Consider the following 24,171-nt stretch of genomic DNA (forward strand, 5'->3'; position numbering starts at 1 on the left):
AAGTATCAATACTGAATAAGAGCTTACGGACCTCTGCTCTTCCCAAAAAGGTCCACATTACATAAATTTTATAGGTTATTTAAACCTGATAAAAAGGGGGACCTCCCCCTTTTGGGGCTAATAATAATTATTAAATTGGAATATATTAAATTATGCTGACAGCGGGACAATTTATAGAGCAGACAAAAAGACCAACCTGGTCACTCAGTTCAAATAATACCGTAAGACAAGCCTTGCAGTTAATGGCAGATAAAAATATCGGCGCCATTGTTATTAAGGATCAGGATAAGATTACAGGAATTTTTTCAGAAAGAGATTACGCTAGAAAAGTAGTGTTAAAGGGAAAGAATAGTACTGATACAAAACTTGCAGAAGTTATGAGTAAAGACGTAATAACCATATCATCCGACATGCAAATTGATGCTTGTATGCAATTAATGACGGATAAGCGTGTTAGACATTTACCGGTAGTAGATAATGGTAAATCTATAGGAATTATTTCAATTGGTGATGTGGTGCGTCTTATGATCGATGAGCAGAAGTACTTAATAGAACAGCTGCAAAAATTTGTAACTAGCTAGGCCACTCAGTTCACAACTAAATAGCAATCTTTATAACCTTATTGGAACTTACAATAAGTATTATTGAGGAGTGTTTGTTGTGCCGTCTCTATCAAGAGTTCTAGATTTTCCCATGATGACTTGTATTTGATCTGGGTAAGCATATCCAGTTCCTTTGCTATGATCTATGATTGCTCCAACCCCTCCACCAAAAACAATATTTCCCCACATACTTCCTCTAGCACGTGATACTGCTTTTACTAAACCATCTTGCATCCCAGCTTTTTTACAAGTAATCGACATGTCTTCTGCTGATCTTGTGATATTTACAAAAGATGGAGTTTTACCTTCCCAAGAACCTTTGTCGTTTACTAAAACACAGTTAGCCCCTTCAACTGAATTAGATTTATCATCTTTAGCAGTTAAATTAATTGGCTGATAATTTTCTCCTGTAATAGAAGCGCAGTTAGCTAGTCCTAAGGATAAACTGATTATTAATAAAGTTTTTAAATTCATATTAGCAGCCTAATGTGTAGCCACTCACCGCTATATCTCTAGCCTCAACAGAAGCTAGAGATAGTAGAGTAAAAAAAATAACGAGAAATATATTTTTCAAGTTAAGTAATTAAAATTTATAACCAATACTGATTATTCCCGCGGCTACTTCTGGCTTAAAACCAACACCGTCTTCTGTTTCTTTATCGAAATCTACAAAGCTTGCTTCTGCTTGTATGAATACGTTGTTATTTAAAAAAGTTTTAACCCCTAGACCATAACCCCAAGCTTCAAAATCTTTTGTTCCGCTAGCTGTTTGGTTGTCATAACTAACTGAAATTTTACCATCAGCTTTATGATAACCTAATTTTGCAAATATTGCTGAAGTATTGTTAATTGCATAAGAAGGCTGGATATAGAAAGAATAGTGTTTATCAAGTGTTAAATTTATGCTGCTTGCTCCAGCACCTATTCTGCCAGCTTTAATTTTGTCTAAATCATAAGTGGCACCAATAGACATAAAAAAATTATTATCTATGGGTATTCCAAAAGATAAATCTCCACCATAAACAGTATCATTTTGTCCAAGAGATAATGTTGTTGTGGTGTAAGTAACGTCTGTATTTGCGCCTGTATAACCACCATAGATGGCTAAGCTTGGTCCAGCAAAGTTTTTTGCTTGAGCAAGTACATTAGTTGCTGCAGCACAGGCAATTATAGCTGCCGATGCAAACAAACTAATTATTTTGTTTCTTATTTTCATTATATTTCCTTTTATTTTTAATAATTAAGAGAAGCTTTAAAGGTTGGGGGTCGTTTAAAAATAACAATTATTAGTAATGAAAATTACTACTAACTTTTAACACTAATATTTTTCCTAAAAATAAATTATTTAAGGTCTATATTTGACTCTAGAAAAAACAGATGCTAGAAGATAAGGTCATTGCTGATAGAAGTGAGCAGTATTTTAGGGAATTTCTAACCAATAATAATAAGTTTAAACAATTGGCATTTTTTAGAAGAACGCCTGGTGGTGCATTAATGATGTTTAAGATTATGCATTGTTATTTTCTAAATAAAGATTTGCATGTGGAGGAATTAGTAGAGCAAATTCCAACCGCTATTGTCTCACGTCCTAGCGTTTTTTCTTATATTGATAGTGCTGTTGAGTATGGCATTTTGGTTAAGAGCGAAGGGAAGGACGATAAGAGAACTAAGACAATTAAACCCTCAGATTCAATGATTAAGGAATATAAACAGTGGATGTTGGAGTTGGATAATTAGATCTTTTTATAATCTGTCTTCATTTCCCAATTATCATCACTGTAAAACTCTTCTGACCATTTTTCAAATTCATTAACGAATTCTGGGGTAGGTTTTACAATCTTAATTCTTTTGTCGTGTGGACTTGCAGTCTTAGTTAAAATTTTTCTTATTGCACAGTCTGTTAATAAAGAAAGTAATGTGGCACGAGAACAAACTTTGCCAGGGATCATTGATATAAGCTCTTCCACATGCAGTTCTTTTTCTGCATAATAATATTCCATCAATTTATTCATTAATACCCACCCCTTTGCATCTCTACGAAGATAGGCAAGAGTTTTATATTTTACTGTAGTCACAAAGAATTCATTAAAAAGATATGAAGTTCTTTTTAAATTTATGTTTACTTTTTTTAAGGGAGGTAATGGTTTTTGGCTTTTTTTAGTAGGCATTTCAGTCATTAATTTAACAAAACTTATATATAAGGACAGAATATTCTTACAAAATTAAGTCTAAAAATTATTACTAATATTTAAAAAAAAATTATCTACTTATTGATCAAAGTTCTCCACACCCACTATAAGTAATAATACATATATTCTTTATAATTTTATCTAGTCTAGAATCTCTTTAGGTCTTTAAATTATGCTTTTTATAAGTCCATGGTTAGGTGAGTCACTAGCTTTTGTAACTGGAGTAGTAACCATTTTCTTTTTGGTTAGAAGCAAGGAATTGAGACTAAACATTTGGCAATTCTTAAACGCACCATTTAGTAAAAAAATAACAAAAGATAAGTATTGGACAGTGTATTTACTCTTTATTTTACTGGTTATACTTGTGTCAATTTTCTATACTTTAAGAAATCTTGTTTATTTAACTAGATGAAAAAATTTGAATATAAAGTTTTTGATATTGATGAATTGGATCATCCTGAAGAAGAATTTCTGAACAAGATGGGTTCAGAAGGATGGGAGTTAGTTCAAATTCATAATGAGCCCGTAGATAAATCTTCTTTAATTTTAGTGAAGTTATATTTTAAAAGAGAAATTAAGTGATAAAACGTGGATCAAAAAATAAACTTTGTTTTGAAATAGTAAATTCTGGTATTTTTAATGATTTAAAATCATTCGATGAATTTAATATAAGAATTCTTAATAATTACGATTTTAATAAAAGAGGACAAGATAAAACCAAGGGAGATATTTTTGAAATTTTTTGTGAAGCTTATTTATTTACAAAAAAAGAATTACAAATAAAAGAGGTTTTTCCACAAGGCTATGTTCCTTTTTATATTCTAAAAAAACTAAATTTAAATACAAATGATAAGGGTTACGATGGTGTTTACCAAACAACTGATGGTAATTATTTTACTTATCAGTGCAAATATAGATCGAAAAATGAGAAGTTAAATTGGCAAGGAAAGAATGGTCTTTCATCATTTATAGCTGTTAGTGAAAAAGCCTACAGAAGACATCTTTTAGCAACTGTAAATAATCCTTCCCCAGAATTTCTACGTCAAGATAGAATTTTAACAACTTTAAGAACTGAATTTAATTTATTAAATAAAGATGATTTTTTAAAAATTGAAAATTTTTTAAAAAGCGAAAAGATAACAGATCAACTACATAAACCAGATCCATATCAACAAGAAGCTGTTAATAAAATTCTTAAAGAACTAAATATTGCTAATAAAACAACAGCTATAATGGCATGTGGAACAGGCAAAACAGAGATAGCTCTCTGGACTTATCAAAGAATGAAACCAAATGTTGCACTAGTTTTGGTGCCTTCAATTGCGCTAGTTAAACAAATCAGGGCTTCTTGGTTATCGCAATTAAATCAACCAGTTGTAACCTTTCAATTATGCTCCTCCAAAGATATTACCGAAGGTGAAGATTCCATAAGAGTAAGAAAAAATGATTTAAATATGGAGTTTTATGACGGTGTAGACGGTGTAAACGAATTAAAAAAATGGTTAAAAAAAAATAAAAAAAATAAAAAAATTATTTTTTCGACATACCAATCTTCTAGACAATTAAAGAATATTTTTAATAAAATAAATCCAATAGATTTTGCATTTTTTGATGAAGCTCACAGAACAGCTGGGCAAGGAAAAGTAGATTCAAATTTTCGTTTTGCACTTTTTGATAAAAATATACCGATTAGAAAAAGATTATTTATGACAGCAACCAGAAGAATTATGAGTAAAAAAATTCTCAAAGAAGGTGATGCTGTACCTAAAATTAGTATGGAGGATGAAGAGTATTATGGCAAGGTTTGTTATACTCTTAGCTTTCTTTCTGCTGCGAATAAAAAAGCAATAGCAAGACCAAAATTAATTATATCTGAAGTTTTTTTAGACGAAATTGACCAAAAAAGAAGAACAATATCATCTACTCATGTTAGTGGAGTCAAATTAAAATCTGATTATCTAGCTCATATGATAGCAATGCAGAAAACTGTAAAAAAATATAATATAAAAAAAATTTTTACTTTTCATTCTAAAGTTTCTAGAGCGAGCCAATTCACGAATGGTGATGGGCCAGATAGCATAAAATTTTATTTAAAAGATTTTTTTGTATCACATGTAAATGGAAGTATGAAAATGCGCAAAAGAGATTTAATTATGCAAGAATTTAAGTCTAGTAAGAAAGGTATCGTCTCAAATGCTAGATGTTTGGTCGAGGGTGTGGATGTCCCGAGTGTAGATATGGTTTCTTTCATAGATTCTAAAAATAGTGAAATTGAAATTGTACAAGCCATTGGACGGGCCTTAAGGAATAGAGGTGTGAAGAAAAAAAACGGCTATGTTTTTATTCCAATTTTTATTGAAAGAAAAATCAATGAAACTTTAGAAGAATCTTTAAACCGAACAAAATTTGATGCCATCGTTATTATTCTTAAAGCATTAAGGGAACATGATGGTGAAATAGCTAAAATTATTGAGGAGATATTAGTAAGCGAATCTCGCGGAAAAGGATTCGCAGAAGAAAGTTATAAAAAATTAAAGAACATACTTGAATTTTCTAATCCAGAAATAAAAAAAAGTATTATGTTTAAAGCGGTAGGAGCAAGTGTAATAGGAAATCTTAGATTCAAATGGGATTTTATGATTGGTCGTTTACTTGCTTATAAAGATAAATATGGCCATTCAAATATTCCCTTCAATAACAATGAATTTACTGAAGAAAGGAAGTGGGTGTCAAAAATTAGATTACGATATCGTGATAAAAAACTTTATAATTTTCAGATTGAACAATTAAAAAAAATAGGTTTTTCTTTTGTAGAACCAGGAGCCACTACCTATAACAGAGATAAATTACTCTCTACAAGAGACTTAAGCAAAAAATTTGGCATAAATAAAGTTCCAGTAATCAGAGCGTTGAATAAAATCAAGCCTGAACAAATGTATTTTGGAAGCGGTATAAAAAAACCATTACCATTATATAAGAATTATACTGAAAAAGAGTTTTGTAAAATATTAGGCGTAGATTTTTTAAAATTAAATAATAACAAATATCAACCATTATCAAATATTTCTAAAAATTTAAATGTTGATAGGATAGTGGTAGAGAATTTGATAAAAGAAAATAAAATAAAATATTTTGGAACGGCAATTGGAAGTGGTGGAGCTGGCGGGATAACTAGGTATTATAAAAAAATTTCAAAGAAAGAATTTAATAAAATTAAGGGGATTACAACCTCAGGTATTAAAGGATTGTATCCAGCTAGAAATTTACACCAATCAATTTTTAGTAGTAAAGAAATAAAAAATTATGGTCAAAATCTAATACATAAACTAATAAAACAGAAAAAGATTAACTCAGTCGAAACAAGAATTTCAGGCACTCGTAGTGGTATTGCGCATTATTATAAGCCATTATCAAAAGATTTTATTACTAAAATTACAGGAGTAAATATTTTTAATCCCGATAATTACGTTACTAAAAATAAATTTGTTAAAAATATTATGGATAAACCTTTAATGGGTTATTTTAATTTATGTGAAAAAGAGGGATTAATTAAACCCGTAGGACTAGGTATATCTTCCGTTCAAAGTACCGGTGGTGTTGCTCATTTCTATAAACAACTAAATAAAAAAGAGTTTATGAATTTAAAAAAAATAAAATATCTAGGTAATATTCCAAAAAATCTTTGTGGAATTACAAACTTTGCTAAATTTTACAATGTAGACAAAGGTGTAATCAAAAAAATGATTACTAATAACTTTATAAAAATTAACTGTCAGGCTTATATTGATAGCGGGATTACAAATTTATATAAAAAAATTTCTAATAAAAAATTCTCTGAGTTTTATAAAATATATAGATCAAAAATTGTAAATAAAAATTAATTATTAAATTTATGTCTAAGTTCAGTGGAATAAAGGTATCAAAAGTAACTTTTAATTAAAGCCCCACTTTGAGCAGGGCTTTAATAAGTTAAATTAATTGCTAATTAACAAAACTAGTGTTTTTAGGATATTTACTAAAAGCATTTTGATTTTTTTTACCTACTTCAATAACAGCTTGTATTATGTCAGTAGTTATAAAATTTATATTGGTAAATGCTTTTACGCGCTCCATAGCCTCCTCTCTGCTTTCAGCGTCAATACCTATTGAAATGATAAAATCATTTTGTTTGGTTAAGTGCTTAAACGCTTCTTGATTTAAGTGTTTTGGATAGCATTTAACTATAACTGCCCAAACACTATTTTTTGTATTTACATCGGGAATGTAAGTACTTTTGTTTATATACATAGTTTTTACCTTTTTTGTTGTTTGTTTAATGTCAATTTACAACATTTTTCCTCATAAATTAATTACCACCATGAGGTTATGGGGGGTGGTAACTATAAAATTAAAATTTATAATTTTTTAAATGTATAAATTTAAAAAAAGAGTTTATTACAAACCTAAGAATTTCCCTTTTAGTCCACCGAATTTTAATTCAAGATTTGTTACAAACCTTAAACTCGTTAAGCAAGAAGATTGCATTTATTATTTGTGGTTTGAGTATTTGCGCAGGAGTAGCAAATATTTTGCTGCTTGCAAGAATGGGGGAAAAGGGATGGAGGAATTGTATGCAGATTTTGGTGATGTGTTTAAAGATACTTTTGATGAGTGGTTTAGCGCTGAGGTTAGCGGTGTGGTGCGTGGAGAGTACTTATTTGCATACCCACACGTAACAGCACTTAGAGAAATTACTAGTGATAAACAATTTGGGGTGGTTGATTTAAAAAAGTATTTTGTTTTTGTTATTGATAAGTTTGCGGATAAGAAAAAGACTTTAAAGATGCTCAAAGATATTTGGAAAAGTAAGGTGACTACTAATAAGGTTGGGTTTAAACGTGCTCGTTATATTCCAAGATCAAATACACATAATATCAACTCTTTAAAAGAGTATTTAAAAATTTATGATGCTAAGCTGTTAGGGTTGAAGCATTGGGAGTGTGTGGCTACAGCTAGAGGACTTGATTTTGATAAGGTAAAAAAACACGAGCGGGAGTATTTTAATATTGTTGCTAGCAAAGCATTAAAAAAAGCAAAAAAGTTAATTGCGTTAACAGAGCAGGGGCAGTTTATTTAATTCCTACCAAAATCTCCAGCATTCTTGGGGTGATTTGCATAAATAATTTAAAAGAAAGAGGTAACACCATGCGTGCAAGTGAATTTATAATTAACTTAGAAGAATACGAGAATAACTTACTAGCTAAAGCTTTTATAAAAAGTTTAAAGACTAATGTGGAGAATAGTAAGAAACGGTTGAATACTGAGAAAGAGAGACAGAGGAGACAACGTGAAATTGAACGACAAAGGAGGATATCGAAAAATGTTTAAACCCTTAAGAAATCAGAATGGTAGGTTGTTAGGATTGGTCAGAGATCATGATGGAAGGACGGAGTTACGTGATGCTGGGGGTAGGTTGTTAGGTTACTACTATCAAAAACAAAATCAGACCCGTGATAAGAATGGTCGGTTAGTTGGTTTTGGAAATTTACTTACTAAACTTTTAGATGATTGTAGGTTTTGATTCAAAAGATGCAGTTTTCGCATTCCATATTACTCTTTTCTTAGGTGCTTCAGTGGTCGTGACAGGCATAGTTCAAATACTTTTTGGGTAATACTCTACTGATAAAGAACTAAACTTAATTAATTCAGTTAAATATAACGGGGGAGTGGGACGGATAAGCATCGCTCCATCCGCCCCAATGTCAGCCTAAAAAACTACAGCCAGCCTAACTTTTTTTGCCTTTTCCTGCCTTTACCTGCCTAATTGAGATTTTTATATGAGCCTAAAGTATTAAAACTATCCATGCCTAACTTATAAAATTCATGTACCAAATAATTACAAACCGCCTGCTGTGACCTAGCAGGCTGGATGTAGTTAAACCAACCACTTTCCTTAACATCATAAACCCAAGTCCTATTTAATTTATTCGCAAATTCTTGTTTGCTAACTAGTCTTGGTGCATTAGCTACAAAGTGGAAATGGTAGTTAGTATTACTCTTACCCGTATGCAAAAAACACATCCGCTCCACCCTCAAATTCTTGCGGTGACTAGCATTACCAAAATAATGCCTATCCATCCTATTCCAAAAATAAGCCAAAACCTGCTGCGCCTGTATTTCGTTGGGTATACGTTTAAAATTTAAACAACCAAAAACATCCCAATGCGTAGTTCTAAGCCAACTCACCATCTCCTGCTTCATATTCATACCTTTGTTCCTCTACTTGTTTTGATTCTATTTATGAGTGGGGCTGGGGGTGTGAAATATTTTTTGGGTATATTTGTGGGGGTGTTTTGTGTGTTGACTGGGGGTTGGCTACAAAATATAGTGAAGTTATAGTTAGTTTAACCTAGTAATGTAAAACTAATAGCAATTCACATTCCTATTACCCTTACACCACTAGTAATAATTAACTCAACTTTTGAGGGTTTTAACTATGGACGGGCAGATATTGTATTTAATAATTGGTGTTATTGTTGGGGCGGTGGCTATTTACTTTTTGGTTAAAAAAAGCGGAGGCACTGCAGACAACACTATTCTAAGCTCCCAGCTAGCAGATTTGTTGGTACGTTTTTCTAAAGTTGAAGAAGCCACTAAAAATATTTCAAGTACACAGGTGTCAATTGATAACACCTTTAAAAGCTTTGAAGGGATGTTGAATGATAGACAGGAGCGTGGTGCTTTTTCTGAAATGGAGTTAGAGAAGTTATTAAAAGATCGTCTGCCATCACAGTATTTAAAATTTCAGCACACTTTAAGTAATAATAAGAGGGTAGATTGTTTAATTGATTTAGGCGAAGATTCACAAAAAATTGGTATCGATTCCAAGTTCGTATTAGATAATTTTAAGAATTTGCGTGCTGCAAAAAGTGATGATGAGGTAAAAAGATATAAAAAGTTATTTGAGGATGATGTTTTAAATAACATTAAGAAAATTTCAAACGACTACATTATTAGTGGCGAAACGACTCCGCATGCCATTATGTTTATTAGGTCAGAAGCAGTTTACCGAGAAATTAGTGAGGGGAATTTAGTTGCTAAAGGTTTAGAGAGGAATGTTTTAATAGTATCTCCTAGTCTACTTTGGGGACTATTAAATACTTTGCGTATGTTTTTAAAAGACTCAGAGATGAGTAAAAAAGCGCAAGTGGTTATTAAGGAAATTGGAGTAATTGGTAAAGATATAAGCCGTTTAGTAGAGCGTGTTGCAGATGTTGAGAATAGATTTAATCAAGTGTCAGAGCAGTTTAGAGGAATTAAAGTTTCAGCAGATAAAATTCAAAGCAGAGCTGAAAAGATTCAAGAGTTAGAATCGAAAGATGAGATTACTAAATGAACTACGTATTTTATGATTTTGAAACATCGGGCAGATCCAGTTCTTGGGATCAGATCATTGAAGTAGGTGCTGTTTTAGTAAATGATGATTTTAAAGTTTTAGCAGATCCACTTAATATTCGCTGTTCATTAAAGCCAGGTCTTGTTCCAGAACCTTATGCATTAATTGTAAATAATACGACACCACAAATTCTAAGAAAAACAAATTTATCACATTATGGGATGCTATCACAAATGGTTGAGCAATTTAATAAATGGTCACCTGCAGTATTTGTTGGATATAATTCCATTTCGTTTGATGAAGAGTTTCTTCGTAAAAGTTTATTTAAAACTTTGAACGAACCTTATCTAACTCAGTATTCTGGAAATAAACGTGGAGATATTTTAGGTTTAATTAGAACCGCGCATTTATATTATCCAGATTGTATAAAAACTCCAATGAGCGACAAAGGTAATGCTGTATTTAAATTAGCTGAGCTTACGGAGATGAATGGAATTAAACATGATAACGCACACAGTGCCTTATCAGATGTGATGGCAACAATTGGTATTGCACAAATTATAAAAGATAAAGCTCCATCTGTTTGGAAGGCAAGTTTAATGACAACATCAAAAACTGAAGTGAATGCTATTGTTGAGAAAGAGAAAATATTTTGTGTGAATGAATATTTCTACGGCAAGGCTCGTCCCTTTGCTGTCACCTTCGTTTGTTTCCATCCAAAATATAACTGGCCGCAATGTTTTGATTTAAAAATTGATCCAAGCACTTATTTAAAAATGCCTTATGCGCAGCTGAAAGATGAATTAAAAAAGAGTCCTAAAGTTATTCGTAGCATTAAGAATAACAAACATCCTGTAATTATGAGTCCAAATTATGCAATAAACTTTGAAGGATATAAGCAATTAGGCGCTTCTAAATTATTAGAGCGAGCAAATATGATTCAATCTAATAAAGAATTTAAAGATAAAGTTGCTAAAATTTTAAGCGAAGAAGCTGATGATAAAGAAGCTTTAGATTCACAAGTTGGTGTTATGGCGGAGGAATCTATTTATGCTGGAGGATTTGCAAAACCAGAAGATCAAAAAATGATGGTGGATTTTCATAAATCTGATTGGAAAGGTAAAATTGGATTGAGTGAAAAGTTTAAAGATGAGAGATTTTCTTATTTTGCAAAACGGTTAATTTATGAGGAAAATCCTGAGGTTTTAGGAAAAGATGAGTATAAAAAAATACACAGAGCTATTGCAGGACAAATTCTTTCAACCAATGACGAGAAGTGGAACACAGTTCCTAAGGCTTTCAAAGATATTGATGATTTGAGAGTTAAATATGATGAGCTTAAGGATGAAAAAACTTTAGGTATGCTTAATGATTTAAGTGAATATATTGAGGAAATTCAAACAAAATATGAGAGTGCTTAGTTGACAATTTATCAACGATTACTATTCTTAATTTATAACAACCTTTAGAGATTCTATGACAACAATTAAAACAACAGATGAAAATTTTGACCAAGTCGTTTTAAAAAGCGAGAAACCTTTTGTTCAACGTTTTACAGCAGAATGGTGTGGTCCCTGCAAGATGATTGCTCCTTTACTTGAAGAGTTATCAGATGAGTTGAAAGATAAAGTTTTATTTGGGAGTCATAACATTGATGATGAACCAAACACTCCAACAAAATTTGGAGTACGCGGTATACCGACTATGTTGTTGTTTAAAGGTGGCAAGGTAGTCGACACTAAGGTTGGTGCATCTTCTAAACAGCAAATCAAAGATTGGATTTTATCTAAGATCTAATTAAGATTTAAAACTTCACCCATTAAGTACAGTGATCCTGTAATGATGATGATTGCATTAGGATCTTCATTTGCAATTTCATGAAGAGCTTCTGTTATTCCTTTTGCAGTATTTGCTTTAATACCAAATTCATTTGCAACTTTAGCTAAAACTTTTGGATCTTGAGAATTGTCCTGATTTGGAATTGAGATTGTTTTAAGTGCAGTGATTGTGGATGAGAAATGTTTTAAAAAAACTTTTGGATCTTTTGTATTTAACATTCCAAGGATCATATAAATCTTTTTTCCTTTTAAAGTTTCAAGAAATTTATGCACCGCATCTGCTGCAGCTTCATTGTGAGCACCATCAAGGTAAAGTTGATTGTTTGGATTAATGTATTCTAGTAGTTTTCCCTTTGTGATCTTTTCTAATCTTGCTCGGTGTTTTGTATTCTTTAAGGCTTGATTTAATTTGTTTGTGTCTAGTTTTTTTAAAATCTTTTGTGCCGCTGCAATTGCAGTTCCAGCATTAATAAGTTGATGATCGCCTTGTAAACTTGGTAAATCTAAATCAAATAGAGATTGATCGTCTTGATAAATAAATCTTCCATTTTCCTTACTGACTTGAAAATCTTCACCAAAAATAAATCTTGGCGAACTATTCTTTTCTGTTTCTTTATCAATTTGCTTTAAAACAGGTGATGATTGTTTTGCAATTATTATCTGCGTGTCTTGTTTTAATATTCCACATTTTTCTGCTGTAATTTTCTCTAATGTATCTCCTAAAAATTCCATGTGATCATAACTGATTGGAGTTATGATTTGTGCAATTGGGTTATTAATAACTGCAGTAGTATCTAATCGTCCACCAAGTCCGCACTCTAATATTGTGTAATCTGCAGGCTGTTTTTGAAATGCTAGATAAGTTGCTGAGGTTGTCGCCTCAAAAAAGGTTAAGCTAATATTGTTTTTTTGAATGGTATCCATAGTTTGTTTTAAGACTTCATTGAGCAATTCATCGCTAATTTCTTTATCTTTTAAGATGATCCGTTCGTTAAATCTTTGCAGATGTGGAGAGACATACATGTTCACGGTTTTACCGTGATGTTCCAGTATGGATTTTAAAAATGCACAAGTTGAGCCTTTGCCTTTGGTACCAACGCAATTGATAACGTTTTTTAATTTATCTTGTGGGTTGTTAAGTTTTTGAAGAAGAATTTTTATTCTATCTAAAGATAGATCTATTTTTTTAGGATGTAGGCTGAGTAATTGATCCAAGAGGACTTTGTTGTTGATCACTGATGGCATTTATTTCACTGTTGAAGTACTTATTTTTATTAGTAAGTTGCGATATTAAAGTACTTATTACTTTTGGTAAATCTTTTCTTTGTATGACTAAATCAATTTGACCTTTCTCTTGTAAATATTCTGCGGTTTGAAATTCTGGGGGAAGTTCTTCTCTAACTGTTTCTTTAATAACTCTAGCACCTGCAAATGCAATCAGTGCTTTTGGTTCTGCAATATTAATGTCGCCAAGGAGTGCAATGGATGCTGTAGTTCCACCAGTTGTTGGATCAAGACAAACTGAAATGAATGGAAGTTTTTCTTGTTTTAAAGAATTGATGGCTGCAATCATTCTTGGCATTTGCATTAATGAAAAATTAGACTCTTGCATACGCATACCGCCACTTGTTGAAAAGAAAACGTAAGCAAGTTTATTAGCATAAGCAAATTCAGCACCTGCAACAAAAGCTTCACCTGCAGCACGCCCTACAGATCCACCCATAAAATTAAAATTCATTGCACCCGCTACAAGATAAACATTATTTACTTTGCCCGTCGCAAGCACCACCGAGTCATGTTGACCCGTGTCTTCTCGAGCTTGTTTTAATCTCATTCCATAACTTTTTGAATCTGTAAAAAGAAGTGGATCATCGATTGCTGGAAGCATCGGAGATATTTCTTGATACTGTCCCTCATCAAATAAAATTTGAAATCGCTCTTTAGGTTCGATGCGATGATGTTTGTTACATTTATTACAAACAAATAAATTTTCTTTTAAATCTTGTTTATAAAGAACGGCACCACAAGAACAATTTTCCCACAATTTTCCTTCAGGGCCAATTTTTACACGGAATAGATTTTTAATTTTTGGTTTAATCCGTTTAAATTTATCTGTAATCCAGTTCATTGTATTTTAGATCTTAATGATTTTACTATTTTGTTGAGTGTTTTTACAGGGCTCTTCTTAGCCTTTAATGAGTCTGTAATTCCTTTACATAATTGACTGCCAACAACCAAACCATCGGCCGCTCTTAAAGATTTGATAGTTTTCTCAGTTATACCAAAGCCAATAACGATGTTCTTATTTTTGTTAATTCTTTTTATTTTAAAGTAATTTTTTAATATTTTTTTTGAGCTTACTTTTAATTTTCCGCCTGTGGTTGATAACATGGAGATGTAATAGATCATATCGTGCGAGTGTTTTACGATTTGCTTCATACGCTCATCTGACGTTGTTGGAGCTAAAAGTTGGACAAAATTGATGTGATGTTTTTTACATTTATCTGCAAATTCTTTATTTTCCGGAAAGGGTAGATCCACCACAATAATCCCATCTACACCAATATTTTTACACTTATTTAAGAATTTATTTTCACCATATTGGATGATCTGATTATAATAACCCATCAGAATAGTCGGCTTTGCAGTGATAGTTTTTTTAAAATTTTTAACGATTTCAAATACATCATTTAATTTTATTCCATTTTTTAAAGCACGGTATGAACTGTTTTGAATTTGTTTACCATCTGCAACAGATGTGTTGTGTGGCATTCCAATTTCACAAATATCAACATATGGAGAAATTGATTTTAGAATATCTAAACTCATCTTCTTATTGCTATCACCTGCAACAATATAAGTAAGTAGAGCTGGTCTTTTTTCTAATTTACAATTTTCAAATGCGAGTGTGATGTTTTCGTTAATCATGATTTTTACCAAGTCGCTTTAATAAAATTGATTCATCTTTTTTTGCATCACCGCAGGAATTTACAACGATGATTGTGTCTTTACTTAATTTTGGTGCAAGTTTTATAGCTGTTGCAAATGCATGCGATGGCTCAAGCGATGGTCTAATTTTTTCCATACTTGCAACTAATTTATAAGCAGCCAATGCTTCTTCATCTGAGGCAGAAGTGTATCTTGCTCTTTTTGCATCTTTTAAAAAGCAATGAAGAGGGGACACGCCTGGATAATCTAAGCCTGCGCTTATGGATTGCGTTTTACTAATTTGTCCTTCTTTATCTTGCACTACATATTGTGCAGCTCCATGCAATATTCCAATTTTAGATTTATTGGTAAGAGGTGCCGCATGCAGTCTGCTATTATTAGGACCACCTGCTTCAACACCAATAAACTCAACTTGAGATTTATTGTAATCCATAAATGAATTCCAAAAACCAATTGCAGAAGATCCACCGCCTACACAATTAATTAATTTTAATTTCTTTGGAACTTTTCCAAATTCTTTTTTTATTTGAACAATAAGTTCCCTTGAAATTTGTGCAGTACTCCACGCGCAAATTTTAACGAATATATTAGGACCTACCGTTGAGCCAACACACATATGTGTCGTGTCACAATTTGAAACCCAGTAACGCATACATTCTGAAACAGCATCTACTAATGTTTTACTGCCAGAATCTACTGGTATAATTTCTGCACCATTTGCACGAATGGCATCACAATTTGGTTTTTGCCTTGCCATATCTTTGGTGCCCATAAATATTTTACATTTAAGCCCAAATTTTTTAGCGGCCATTGAAAGCATTTTTCCAGCGTAACCTGCGCCCGTATCCCCAATGATGTATTTTTTACCTGCATGTTTACAAATAAGGGCATGAACGATTGCATTGTAAATCTTATGCGCTCCACCTCTTGCTTCACTTACAACTTTTGCGTAAATCTGCGCACCACCTAATTGATGGGATAAATTATAAAGTTTTATGAATGAAGTGGGAGTGCCTACGTAATGTTTAAAATAATAATCTCGTTCTTTGATAAATTTTTTATCTTTTCTTAGTTTGTTAAACAGTTTTGTAAGATCATCGATGGGTTTCTTAAGTGTTTCTGGAACAAAGTTACCGCCAAATTTACCAGCATACATATAGTTTTTATCATGCTGATCGATGACGGGTTTTCCTTTTTGTATTCTAATCATGATTTAACTTTGTCTAAAAATTCTATAATTTTTTCATTACTTTTAACGCCAACGCTACTTTCTACTCCTGCCGATACATCAATACCATATGGATTGTACTTTAAAATCTCATCCACATTATTAATATTTAATGAGCCTGCAACTAAATAAGGTTTTGTTATTTTAAGTTTAGTTAGAATTTCCCAATCAAACTTTGCAGTTTTTTCCATCGCCGGACTATCAAAGACTAGCATGTCGACTTCATCTTCAAACTGAGAAAATGTTCTAGCACTTGCTTCATCGGTTACTCTAATTGCTTTAATAATTCCTTTGTTAAATTTTTGTTTTAATTCTTTAATTCTTTTTACATCTTCATGACCGTGTAATTGAAAGCAATCAAAGTAATCTTTAATTTGTTCTATAAATTCATCCTTTGCATTTACTAGTACCGCAATTCTTTTTACATTTTGCGGAATATTTTTAGTCAATTCTTTTGCTTGATCCGGTGTTAAGTTTCTTGGTGATTTTGGATAAAATACAAAACCTAAATAATCGACTTTATGTTTGATTGCAGTTTGAATGGTTTCAGCATTGGTCATGCCGCAAATCTTAATTTTTGGGTGCATTTAAATTAAAGCGTTTAAAACTTTTTTAATATTAGTTTTAGGATTTCCTTTAGTGATGTCTCTACCAATGACTAAATGTGTTGCGCCAAGTTTTAATGCTTGTTTTGGAGACATTACTCTTTTTTGATCCTGCACTTTGTTTGTTAGTCTTATTCCAGGCACAACAATTTCAAAATCCTTTGAAACTTTTCTAACTTTTTTTATTTCATGAGCTGAACAAACGATTCCATGAATTTTTGCAAGTTTTGCAGTTTGTGCAAGTTTTTGTACTTGAGATTCTACATTTGAGTTTGATCCCATTTGTTTTAAATCTTTATTTGTAAGTGACGTTAAAATTGTAACTGCTAATATTTTTAATTTTTTATTTGTCTCGCTTTGCGCTTTTTTTGCAGCTTTCATCATCTCTAATCCACCACTTGCATGAATAGTTAGATAATCAGGACTAACGTCTTTTAAACTTTTAATTGCTTTATAAACTGTATTTGGAATGTCTTTTAATTTTAAATCTAGAAATATTTTAATATTTTTGTTTTTAAATTTTTTAACAGCTTCACGTCCGCCTTTTGAACAGAAGAACTCAAGTCCAAATTTAACCCCATAAATATATTTATTCGTTGCATTTACAATTTGCGTTGCACGCTTGATGTTGTTGGTATCAACCGCAACAAAGATAGGTTGTTTCTTCATTTTTTTTTATTGTCGTACATCATCTCAATTTTTTTATCTATTTCTGCTGGAGATGTATTTGAGTTAATTCTAAATTTTAAATCTTTTGCCATTCTAAATGCGATATTCTTCTTTATGCCCACCTGAACCTTTTCACCTGTTCGTGGATTTCTAGCCAGTCTTGGTTTTCTAGTTTTAACATGCCAAGTTCCAATACCTCTGATCTCAATTCTTTGATCTTGCGAGAGTGCGTTTGCTAAATGTTTAAATACCAGCTCCACCATTTTTTCTACCTGCGGATGGTTTAAATATTTATAGCGGATGGCTAAATCACTTATTAAAGTGGAACGCTTCATTGACCCTATTTTTATGGGTAAGTGATTGAACTTACAATCTTTTTATAGTTGTAGGGGATTACTCTTCTTTTTTATCTTTTTTAGACTTTTTAGGTTTTTTCTCAGATAGCATAGCAGGGCCTAAGATATCTGCCAAACTTGCTCCGCTGTCGACGTTTTTATATTTCTTAATCGTTTCTTTAGTTTGTTTCTCTTCTAATTTTTTAACTGACAATTCCACTTTTCTTTCTTTCTCATCTAAAAGAACAATCATCGCATCCAATGCATCGCCCACCGCAAATCTATTTGTTCTTTGATCTGCTTTTTCAACTGCAATTTCTGCTTTTCTTATAATAACTGGGAAACGTTTCTCACCCACATTTACTCTAATATAATTGTCTAAAATCTCAGCAACTTTTGCAGTTACAATATCTCCTTTTTTCTTACCTTTGAATACATCAAATGGATCATCCAATAGAGCTCTAACTGAACCGTTAACTTTATCATCTTTAATGTCGATGATCTTAAATTTAACAGTGTCACCTTTTTTATAAGAATTTAAAGCATCTGAACTTTCAGAATAATCTAATTGTTTGTAGTGAATGAAAATATCGATTTCAGAATCTCCAGTATTTAAGAATAATCCGAATTCTTTTTTATTTACAATTTTAGCTTCTAATACAGTGTTAATTGGATAACGTTTTTTGAAATCTTCAATTGGATTTTCTTGTGTATCTTTATAAGAAAGAACAAGTTTCTTTTTCTCTAAATCTAATTCTTTTAATTTAACTTTAACAACATCTCCTACTTTAAATACTGTTCTAGGATTTACGTTTTTGTTTAAGTGTTTAATTTCAGATGTATGAATTAATCCTGCAATGCCAGCATCAAGTTCTGCAAATGCACCAAAGTCAGTTAATTTAGAAATTTTAACTTCATAAACTTCACCCACTTTATATTTATTCTCAACACCAATGTATGGATCTGGAGTCATTGCTTTAATAGAAAGCGACATTCTTTTTTGTGTATTATCAATTTCAATAATCTGCGCTGTTACTTCTTCACCGATTGTGAAAATTTCTTCAGGCGCCGAAACTCTTAGGTGAGAGATTTCAGATGTATGTAGTAGACAGTCCAAAGACTCAACGGATACGAAAGCACCATAAGATTGGATCGCTTTAATTTTTCCTTTAACGATATCGCCCACTTTAAATTTCGCAAGAACTTCATCTTTGCTAACGTTTTTAGTTTCTTCTAATAGAACTCTTCGTGATGCAATCACGTTCATTCTAATGTTATCAATTTTGATAATTAAAAATTCTAATGGTTTATTAATAAAGTCGTTTGGATTTCTAATTGGCGCGTCCGCAAGTTGTGATGATGGAACGAATGCTTGAATTCCAAATATCTCGCAAGCAAATCCACCTTTAACGCTGCTCTTAATTGTTCCTGTCACTTTGGTCTGATCATCAAACGCTTTTTGAATTCTGTTCCAAGATTTAACTCGTTTTGCTTTTTCACGAGATAAAATAACTTCACCGTGTTTAGATTCTAATCTTTCAATAAACACTTCAAGCTCTTGTCCAACTTTTAAAGTCTCAAGTTCTTCACTTGTAAGCTCACTCTTATTAATTACGCCTTCAGATTTTAGACCAACATCGATTAAAATAATTTTTTCTTCAATACGCGATACGATGCCGTTCACTAATGAACTTTCCGCTGTAACTCGTTTATCTAGATCTGTTTGAAGTAAAGCTGCGAATTCGTTGCTCGATGAGTCGTTGTTATAGGCTTTTATGTTTTGTCGCATTCAGTCGTTTAATTTCATTCCTTATCACTTCATCTATTTCGACGAAGGCGGCTTTTGTATTATAAAAAGAACTATCTAGCAATACAGCATCTTTTGCTGGTTTTAAGCTAGAAATCTTACGATGTGTGTCTTCGTAATCTCTCTTTTTTATATCACTTTTAACTCTGCTTAAGGTCGTCTTAATCCCCATTTTTTTATACTCTTTATATCTGCGTACCGCTCTGACATTTAAGCTCGCTGTTAGATAAACTTTCACATGAGCATCAGGCATAATCACTGTTCCTATATCTCGTCCATCTAGAATGGATCCTTTAAATTTTTTTGGTGGATTATAAGCAAGATCATGTTGAACCTTTTTTAACATTTGTCTTATTCTTTTTTTCTTTGAGATGATGGATGCAATTTTCGTAACAGGTTCTGTTGTAAGTTTTTTATCTTTTAGTTTTTTAAGGGTTAATTTTTTTAAAGCTTGATTTAGTTTTGTATAATTAACCTTTTGATCTTTGCTCTGATACACTTGTAAAGCAAAGTATCTGTAAAGTTTTCCAGAATCTAAATGAAGAAGTTTATATTTTTTTGCAATTTGCTTAGCTAAAGTATTTTTACCAGAGGCTGCTGGCCCATCGATTGCAACTCGTAATCTATTTACTTTTTTTTTCAATTTTTTTTAAGTGTGTTAATTGTTTTAGTAAAACTTGGAAAACTAGTTTTTACGTAATTAAAGTCTTTAATCTTGAATGATTTATTTAGAACTTGTGAAAGCACATAGAATGACATTGCAATTCTGTGATCTCCCTTAGCATCGATTTTAATTTTTTTATTTAATTTAAAATAATTTGTACCTGTAATTTTTACCGAACTTTTAGTTGAGCTAATTTTAACACCTAATGGTTTTAATCCATCTTCCATAGATTTAATCCGATCAGATTCTTTTACACGAAGCTCTTCTATTCCTTTAAAGTTAGAAGCTCCTTTTGCAAAACAAGCTGCAATAAAAAGGATAGGGTACTCATCAATTAAACGTGGTGCCATTTTTTCAGAAACTGTTGTTGCTTTTAAATTAGAACTTTTAGCCTCAATATCGCCAACGATTTCTCCGCAAACAGTTTTTTTATTTTTAATTTTAATCTTAGCTTTCATTTTTTTAAGAACATCTAAGATCCCAGTTCGTGTTGGATTTAATAAAACATTTTTAATCATCACTGTTGAATTTTTAGAAATAAGCGCAAGGATGATCATGAAGGCTGCAGATGAAATATCTCCTGGAACTGAAATATCTTTTGCATCAATTGGAGTTTTTCCAAAGATAGAGATGATCTTTTTATTCTTTGATTTTTTAACTTTAATATTAGCATTTAAATATTTAAGCATGATCTCAGTATGATCACGCGTTTCAAAACGCTCTTCTAATGTTGAAATTCCTTTTGTATTTAATGCAGCTAAACACCAAGCTGATTTTAATTGTGCACTTGGAACGTTTAATTTTTGATCATTTTGCAATCCAACATAAGAGCCTAGAAATTTAAATGGCATTGTATTTTTATTTTCTGGCAATGCATTTGCACCAAATTCTCTAAGTAAATTAATCACTCTAGCCATTGGACGTTTAGATAGAGACTTGTCTCCGATAAAATTTATTGTAATTGGATATGTCGAAAGCAGTCCCATCATTAATCTTGCTGTGGTTCCGCTATTTCCGCAATTGATCGTGCCGTTATATTCTCTAAGTCCGCCAACTACCAAACCATAAACGTAGTAATCTTTTCCTCGTTTAACAATATGAACGCCAAATTTTCTAAGCGCGTTCATTGTACTAAAAACATCTGCAGATTCTAAAAGATTTGAAACTTTTACAATTCCCGTTGCTTGTGATCCGATGATGAGTGCTCGGTGTGAAATAGATTTATCGCCTGGGATGTTGATAGTTCCTACAAATTTTGGCAATTTTTTATCCATTTTGCTGATTTTTTATTAAGTTGATAATTACATTAAACTTTATATACAAGCAAAAATTAATCGACAAATTTAACAATATTTAGAGGCTACATTGGATAAAAAAAACTGGGGTACCAAAAGACTTTGTGAGTGCGGTAAAAAATTTTACGATTTCAATAAAAATCCAATCGTTTGTCCTTGTGGAAAAACTCAAAATTACGAAGATAAATTTGCAAAACTTGCAGCAGTAAAACCAGTGAGTGCAAAAAAAGAGATTGATCCAGATGCAATAGCAGATGGAGAAGATTTTGTAGCTAAAGAGGATCAGGCTGAAGAAATGGTAATTTCTTTAGATGATCAAAAAGAAATCGAAGAAACTTTAGAAAAAGATCAAGATAACTAAAACTTAATTAAGTTTTTTTCTCTCACTTTCAGTTCTAAGCTGACCACAGGCGCCTAAAATATCTTGTCCTCTAGATCTTCTAATCGTTGAAACGTAGCCCGCATCTTGAATAATTTTAGAAAAACTTTCCATATCTTCTCTCTCCGTTGGCAAATAATTAACGCCAGGCCATGGATTAAATTCGATTAAATTAACTTTGCAAGGGAACTGCGCCATTATTTTTGTAAGTTGATTTGCACATTCTTTACTATCGTTAATTCCTCTTAACATCACATACTCCAAAGTAATCTTTTCATTAACGGTTTCCGCATAGTATTTGCACTGCTCAATTAAATCTTTGATTTTAAATTTTTTATTAATAGGCATTATTAATTCTCTAATTTCATCTGTTGGGGCATGTAATGATAAGGCCAAATAAGTTCCAATTTCTTTTGCAGCTAGTGGAATTTTATCTGCAATACCAGCCGTTGAGACTGTTATTTTCTTTGGTCCATAATTTAGACCGTCTTTATCTTTTAAGATTTCAACTGCAGTTTTAACATTGTCATAATTATAAAAAGGCTCACCCATTCCCATAAGTACAATGTTGGTAATTATTTTTTGCTCTTTCCAATCATCTAATTGTTCTTTTGCAATCATGACTTGGTTAACAATTTCAGAAAAATCTAAATTTTTTACAAGTCTTTGGGTTCCGGTATGACAAAATCTACAGTTTAATGTGCAGCCAACTTGTGATGAAATACAAAGAGTGCCTCGAGTTTTCTCTGGAATGAAAACACACTCAACTTTATTCCCATCTAATAACTCAATTAACCACTTTATAGTTCCATCTTCAGATGTTTGCGTATCTGCAATTTTAGGTTTTTCTAATGTTATTTTTGAAATTAATTCATCCCTAAGTTCCACAGGTAAAGTTGTTAAGTGATTTAACTCTTCTAATCCTTTTTTATAAACAGCCTGCCAAAGCTGTTTTGCACGCATGGAGGTTTTCTTCTCTTCAATTCTTAGGTCCGTTAATAAAAATTGTTTTAAAGTTTGAAAGTTAAAATCGAAGAAGTTTTTTAAACTCATGAACAATACTTTTACTTGAAATTTATTAAATTACTTTGAAATTTTAGCTTAAAATTTGATTAATTGTTTTAGTTTCACCAATTTTAAAAAGTACAGCGTCTTTTTCTTCATAACCAAAATTTTTAGCATTAGCTAAGAATTTTGCAGGTGGTTCGAATGGATCCTCTAAAGACATTAAGATAGTACCCCAATGTGTGCCTACTATTTTTTTAGCTCTTAAATTTCTGCCAATCTCTAAGGCTTCAGCAGGATTTGCGTGGGAGTATTTCATAATTTCCACAGGCTCATAGGCGCCAATATTTATAAAGGCAATATCAATTGGACCGTACTCTTTTCCTAATTTTTTATAAACTTCACCCGTTGCAGTATCGCAGCAGAATAAAATTTTCTTTCTTTGATATTCAATTAAATAACTTCCCCATAAAGTTCTGTTACGGTCAAATAATTCTCTTTTTGACCAGTGGACTGCTGGAAGAAAAGTTATTTTTAAATCATCTACTTGTTTTTCTTGGTACCAATCCATCTCGCTAACATCTCTAAATCTATGATCTTTATAAAATTTCGAAAGTTTTAAAGGACATAATACTTTCGCTTTTTTATGTGGAAAGTTTTTAGTCGCCTCCTCATCTAAGTGATCGTAGTGATTGTGAGTGAGTAACAATAAATCTGTCTTTGGAAGTTCAGACAATTTAATTGCAGGATTAATATATCGTCTTGGACCTAATGCTAATGGACCTGCATTGGGCGAGAAGAAAGGATCTGTAATTATAGTTTTACCCCCTAATCGAATTAGAAAAGTCACATGACCAATCCAAGTGATAGTATCTTCATTTTCTAAAGCTGCCAAATCTGGAAGAACTTTATCTTTTGGAATAACATGATCTTCAGGAACTTTAACTTTGATTGACATTCTTTCTTTAGTGAATTTAAACCAAGGAAATTCATAATCTTCTCTTTCAATACTTCCTTCAGGATTTCTAAAAGTTCCATCAGGTAAATGGTGGTAGGGTCTGATGTAAGATTCTTCTGTTTTGAAGACTGTTTCCGGATCTTGTTTACCACTTCTATTAGTGACAGGAACTGAAGTGCAACTTGCAAGTAATAATAATAAAAATGATAAAGATTTGTCTTTTGCTACTCTAAAGAAATTTCGTTTGTTATTAAAAGCATTCATGAATTTAGT

The 24,171-nt window shown here is 31.8% G+C and carries 26 protein-coding genes; 9 read left to right on the top strand and 17 right to left on the bottom strand.

What is annotated here, in order from left to right; genetic code table 11:
- The first annotated feature begins 152 nt into the window (after window positions 1-152).
- Entirely contained in the window at window positions 153-581 is a 429-nt protein-coding gene (locus AC8GER_RS00650; RefSeq protein ID WP_506598058.1) for a CBS domain-containing protein, read from the top strand.
- Window positions 582-641: 60 nt separating this feature from the next.
- On the opposite strand, the gene AC8GER_RS00655 is transcribed toward AC8GER_RS00650, so the two are convergent.
- Together AC8GER_RS00655 and AC8GER_RS00660 are read right to left on the bottom strand one after the other, a co-directional pair.
- The gene (locus tag AC8GER_RS00655) at window positions 642-1,076 is read right to left on the bottom strand and encodes a hypothetical protein (RefSeq protein ID WP_506598059.1); all 435 of its coding nucleotides are present in this window, start codon (window positions 1,074-1,076) and stop codon (window positions 642-644) included.
- Window positions 1,077-1,185: 109 nt separating this feature from the next.
- Window positions 1,186-1,818: an outer membrane beta-barrel protein gene (locus AC8GER_RS00660; protein WP_506598060.1), complete on the bottom strand. Its 633-nt coding sequence runs from the start codon at window positions 1,816-1,818 to the stop codon at window positions 1,186-1,188.
- Window positions 1,819-1,979: 161 nt separating this feature from the next.
- Here AC8GER_RS00660 and AC8GER_RS00665 point away from each other — a divergent pair, with 161 nt between their 5' ends.
- The gene (locus AC8GER_RS00665; RefSeq protein WP_506598061.1) at window positions 1,980-2,339 is read left to right on the top strand and encodes a hypothetical protein; all 360 of its coding nucleotides are present in this window, start codon (window positions 1,980-1,982) and stop codon (window positions 2,337-2,339) included.
- Here AC8GER_RS00665 and AC8GER_RS00670 read toward each other — a convergent pair.
- Window positions 2,336-2,770 carry a hypothetical protein gene (locus AC8GER_RS00670; RefSeq protein WP_506598062.1) on the bottom strand — a complete coding sequence of 145 codons (435 nt, stop codon included), beginning with the start codon at window positions 2,768-2,770 and terminating at the stop codon, window positions 2,336-2,338. The genes AC8GER_RS00665 and AC8GER_RS00670 overlap by 4 nt on opposite strands.
- A 429-nt stretch (window positions 2,771-3,199) precedes the next feature.
- On the opposite strand from AC8GER_RS00670, the gene AC8GER_RS00675 reads away from it, so the two are divergent.
- Window positions 3,200-3,373, top strand: coding sequence for a DUF4177 domain-containing protein (locus AC8GER_RS00675; RefSeq protein WP_506598063.1), 174 nt, complete (start codon window positions 3,200-3,202; stop codon window positions 3,371-3,373).
- Window positions 3,370-6,672, top strand: coding sequence for a DEAD/DEAH box helicase (locus AC8GER_RS00680; RefSeq protein ID WP_506598064.1), 3,303 nt, complete (start codon window positions 3,370-3,372; stop codon window positions 6,670-6,672). Before AC8GER_RS00675 ends, AC8GER_RS00680 begins: the two co-directional genes overlap by 4 nt.
- Window positions 6,673-6,772: 100 nt before the next feature.
- Here the strand turns inward: AC8GER_RS00680 and AC8GER_RS00685 are convergent, their stop codons facing one another.
- The gene (locus AC8GER_RS00685; protein ID WP_506598065.1) at window positions 6,773-7,078 is read right to left on the bottom strand and encodes a hypothetical protein; all 306 of its coding nucleotides are present in this window, start codon (window positions 7,076-7,078) and stop codon (window positions 6,773-6,775) included.
- A gap of 121 nt (window positions 7,079-7,199) precedes the next feature.
- Here AC8GER_RS00685 and AC8GER_RS00690 point away from each other — a divergent pair, with 121 nt between their 5' ends.
- On the top strand, window positions 7,200-7,907 hold the full coding sequence (locus AC8GER_RS00690) for a hypothetical protein (RefSeq protein WP_506598066.1): 708 nt from the start codon (window positions 7,200-7,202) through the stop codon (window positions 7,905-7,907).
- A 683-nt stretch (window positions 7,908-8,590) separates the two neighbouring features.
- Here AC8GER_RS00690 and AC8GER_RS00695 read toward each other — a convergent pair.
- Window positions 8,591-9,031, bottom strand: coding sequence for a hypothetical protein (locus AC8GER_RS00695; RefSeq protein WP_506598067.1), 441 nt, complete (start codon window positions 9,029-9,031; stop codon window positions 8,591-8,593).
- Between the two features lie 235 nt (window positions 9,032-9,266).
- Between AC8GER_RS00695 and rmuC the strand changes: the two genes are divergently transcribed.
- The 3 genes from rmuC to trxA are packed head-to-tail and all read left to right on the top strand — an operon-like array spanning window position 9,267 to window position 11,963.
- The gene (rmuC, locus tag AC8GER_RS00700) at window positions 9,267-10,166 is read left to right on the top strand and encodes a DNA recombination protein RmuC (protein WP_506598068.1); all 900 of its coding nucleotides are present in this window, start codon (window positions 9,267-9,269) and stop codon (window positions 10,164-10,166) included.
- Entirely contained in the window at window positions 10,163-11,587 is a 1,425-nt protein-coding gene (locus AC8GER_RS00705; RefSeq protein ID WP_506598069.1) for an exonuclease domain-containing protein, read from the top strand. The genes rmuC and AC8GER_RS00705 overlap by 4 nt, the downstream gene beginning before the upstream one ends.
- 55 nt (window positions 11,588-11,642) lie before the next feature.
- The gene (trxA, locus tag AC8GER_RS00710; RefSeq protein ID WP_506598070.1) at window positions 11,643-11,963 is read left to right on the top strand and encodes a thioredoxin; all 321 of its coding nucleotides are present in this window, start codon (window positions 11,643-11,645) and stop codon (window positions 11,961-11,963) included.
- On the opposite strand, the gene AC8GER_RS00715 is transcribed toward trxA, so the two are convergent.
- The 10 genes from AC8GER_RS00715 to aroA are packed head-to-tail and all read right to left on the bottom strand — an operon-like array spanning window position 11,960 to window position 21,535.
- A complete protein-coding gene (locus tag AC8GER_RS00715; protein ID WP_506598071.1) occupies window positions 11,960-13,249 on the bottom strand; it encodes a bifunctional folylpolyglutamate synthase/dihydrofolate synthase in 1,290 nt (429 codons plus the stop codon). The two genes, trxA and AC8GER_RS00715, sit on opposite strands and share 4 nt — an antisense overlap.
- Entirely contained in the window at window positions 13,191-14,132 is a 942-nt protein-coding gene (locus AC8GER_RS00720; RefSeq protein ID WP_506598072.1) for an acetyl-CoA carboxylase carboxyltransferase subunit beta, read from the bottom strand. Before AC8GER_RS00720 ends, AC8GER_RS00715 begins: the two co-directional genes overlap by 59 nt.
- Window positions 14,129-14,932: a tryptophan synthase subunit alpha gene (gene trpA, locus AC8GER_RS00725; protein WP_506598073.1), complete on the bottom strand. Its 804-nt coding sequence runs from the start codon at window positions 14,930-14,932 to the stop codon at window positions 14,129-14,131. The genes AC8GER_RS00720 and trpA overlap by 4 nt, the downstream gene beginning before the upstream one ends.
- A complete protein-coding gene (gene trpB / locus AC8GER_RS00730; RefSeq protein ID WP_506598074.1) occupies window positions 14,925-16,163 on the bottom strand; it encodes a tryptophan synthase subunit beta in 1,239 nt (412 codons plus the stop codon). The genes trpA and trpB overlap by 8 nt, the downstream gene beginning before the upstream one ends.
- A complete protein-coding gene (locus tag AC8GER_RS00735; protein ID WP_506598075.1) occupies window positions 16,160-16,768 on the bottom strand; it encodes a phosphoribosylanthranilate isomerase in 609 nt (202 codons plus the stop codon). The genes trpB and AC8GER_RS00735 overlap by 4 nt, the downstream gene beginning before the upstream one ends.
- Complete coding sequence (gene pyrF / locus AC8GER_RS00740) at window positions 16,769-17,455, bottom strand: orotidine-5'-phosphate decarboxylase (RefSeq protein ID WP_506598076.1); 687 nt, start codon at window positions 17,453-17,455, stop codon at window positions 16,769-16,771.
- Entirely contained in the window at window positions 17,452-17,790 is a 339-nt protein-coding gene (locus AC8GER_RS00745; RefSeq protein ID WP_029167474.1) for an HU family DNA-binding protein, read from the bottom strand. Before AC8GER_RS00745 ends, pyrF begins: the two co-directional genes overlap by 4 nt.
- Before the next feature lie 58 nt (window positions 17,791-17,848).
- The gene (locus AC8GER_RS00750; RefSeq protein ID WP_506598077.1) at window positions 17,849-19,579 is read right to left on the bottom strand and encodes a S1 RNA-binding domain-containing protein; all 1,731 of its coding nucleotides are present in this window, start codon (window positions 19,577-19,579) and stop codon (window positions 17,849-17,851) included.
- Window positions 19,554-20,240, bottom strand: a complete 687-nt coding sequence (gene cmk, locus AC8GER_RS00755; protein WP_506598078.1) for a (d)CMP kinase — start codon at window positions 20,238-20,240, stop codon at window positions 19,554-19,556. The genes AC8GER_RS00750 and cmk overlap by 26 nt, the downstream gene beginning before the upstream one ends.
- Window positions 20,237-21,535 (bottom strand): 3-phosphoshikimate 1-carboxyvinyltransferase, encoded by a 1,299-nt coding sequence (aroA, locus tag AC8GER_RS00760; RefSeq protein ID WP_506598079.1) that lies wholly within the window; start codon window positions 21,533-21,535, stop codon window positions 20,237-20,239. Before aroA ends, cmk begins: the two co-directional genes overlap by 4 nt.
- A gap of 91 nt (window positions 21,536-21,626) precedes the next feature.
- Between aroA and AC8GER_RS00765 the strand changes: the two genes are divergently transcribed.
- A complete protein-coding gene (locus AC8GER_RS00765; protein ID WP_506598080.1) occupies window positions 21,627-21,917 on the top strand; it encodes a TIGR02300 family protein in 291 nt (96 codons plus the stop codon).
- A 3-nt stretch (window positions 21,918-21,920) separates the two neighbouring features.
- On the opposite strand, the gene rlmN is transcribed toward AC8GER_RS00765, so the two are convergent.
- Window positions 21,921-22,988 carry a dual-specificity RNA methyltransferase RlmN gene (gene rlmN / locus AC8GER_RS00770; RefSeq protein ID WP_506598081.1) on the bottom strand — a complete coding sequence of 356 codons (1,068 nt, stop codon included), beginning with the start codon at window positions 22,986-22,988 and terminating at the stop codon, window positions 21,921-21,923.
- Between the two features lie 43 nt (window positions 22,989-23,031).
- Window positions 23,032-24,162, bottom strand: coding sequence for an MBL fold metallo-hydrolase (locus AC8GER_RS00775; protein ID WP_506598082.1), 1,131 nt, complete (start codon window positions 24,160-24,162; stop codon window positions 23,032-23,034).
- Between the last annotated feature and the right edge of the window lie 9 nt (window positions 24,163-24,171).

The organism is Fontibacterium abundans (SeqCode), assembly GCF_965235095.1.
In the GTDB taxonomy this organism is placed as follows: Bacteria; Pseudomonadota; Alphaproteobacteria; order Pelagibacterales; family Pelagibacteraceae; genus Fontibacterium; species Fontibacterium abundans.